This is a genomic window from Clostridium phoceensis, from assembly GCF_001244495.1.
Taxonomy (GTDB): Bacteria; Bacillota; Clostridia; order Oscillospirales; family Oscillospiraceae; genus Lawsonibacter; species Lawsonibacter asaccharolyticus.
This window is the reverse complement of the sequence record NZ_LN866268.1, coordinates 1-1,312: the sequence shown is the minus strand read 5'-3', so window position 1 is coordinate 1,312 and position 1,312 is coordinate 1. Positions and strand designations below refer to the sequence as shown.

Here is a 1,312-nt window from a genome sequence, read left to right as displayed (position 1 = left end):
CGGGTCCGCTGCCCCGCCCCCGCCAGCACCTGGTCCGGAGCGGGGACATTTGCCTTGCGGTTGAAAAAGCTCCCCTTCTTTTTCACCTCGGGAGCGGTCTGGGCCGTCTTGCCCACCAGGGGGCCGTCCTCCACCGGGATGTCGATGTCCGCCCGGCGGGAGGGGGTCCGAACGGGCTCCGGGGCGGCAGGCCGCTCCTCCCGCTTGCTCCGGCGCGGGCGCTCCGGCTCCTCCTCCGGCTCATACTCATAGCGGGGCCGGTCGAAGATCCAGTCCGCCACCTCGGCCAGGGAGAGGCGGAAGGCCCCCAGTCCCGCCAGCAGGAAGGCCAGCACGAACAGGATGGTGGAGCCCAGGCGGCTGAACACCTGGACGCTCCCCTGGGCCAGCACGCCCCCCAGCACGCCGCCGGAGGTCAGCTCCTCCCCCGCCGCCCACAGGGTCTTCACCAGGGCGGCGTCCCAGGGCAGGACCCTGCCCAGCAGCCCGTGGACGATGCAGGAGAAGAGCAGGGGCAGCAGCAGGGCGCAGGTCACCCGCAGGCGCACCGGCCGCCCCCGGTGGAAGGCCAGGATATAGGCCGCCAGCAGCAGGGCCGGAGGCATCAGCCAGAAGCCATAGCCCAGCAGGCCCTTCAGCAGTCCGGAGAAGAAATCGATGAAAATGGCCTGGATGTGGAAATAGCCCAGCGCCGCGAACAGGGCCAGCGCCAGACACACCACCGCCCCGATCTCCCGACGCATGGGCCGGCGGGCCGGCGCTTTGCTCCCGCGGCTGTTCCCCCGGCTGCTGCCGGAGGCACTGCCGCTCCTGCGCGTTCCCCCGGAGGAGGTGCGCTTCCCTCCGGTCTTCTTTTGTGATGCGGCCATATGTCCGCCTCCCTTTCCGGTCAATCAGGTCTTGGTCCGGGGCGCCCTCACAGCCCCGCCAGGCTGGCGGCCAGGGAGATGGCTCCCGCCGCCCAGCAGTAGTAGGCAAAGGCGCCGAACTTTCCCTTGCCCGCCAGCAGGTTCACCAGGCGGATGGCGAAGTAGCCCACCACGCCGGCCACCAGCATGCCCACCAGATAGACGGGCAGAAGGCTGGTGTCGATCCCCGCCTGGACCGCGTCGATCAGCTCCAGCAGGGTGGCGCCGAAGACGGCAGGCAGGCTCATCAGGAAGGAGAACCGGACGGCAAAGGTGCGGTCATAGCCCCGCAGCATCCCCGCCGAGATGGTGATGCCGGACCGGGAGATGCCGGGCAGGGTGCCCAGCGCCTGGGCGCAGCCCACCAGAAGGGCGTCCAGCACAGTGGCAGTCCGCTCCGTTTG

Annotated in this window: 2 protein-coding genes; both read right to left on the bottom strand. The window is 70.1% G+C overall.

The genetic code is table 11. From position 1 onward, the window contains the following. Window positions 1-869 (bottom strand): DNA translocase FtsK 4TM domain-containing protein (locus BN1969_RS00040; RefSeq protein WP_187120319.1); only part of this gene is annotated, 869 nt, incomplete at its 3' end. 47 nt (window positions 870-916) lie between these two features. Next, a partial coding sequence (locus BN1969_RS00035; RefSeq protein ID WP_147576926.1) for an undecaprenyl-diphosphate phosphatase occupies window positions 917-1,312 on the bottom strand: 396 nt, incomplete at its 5' end.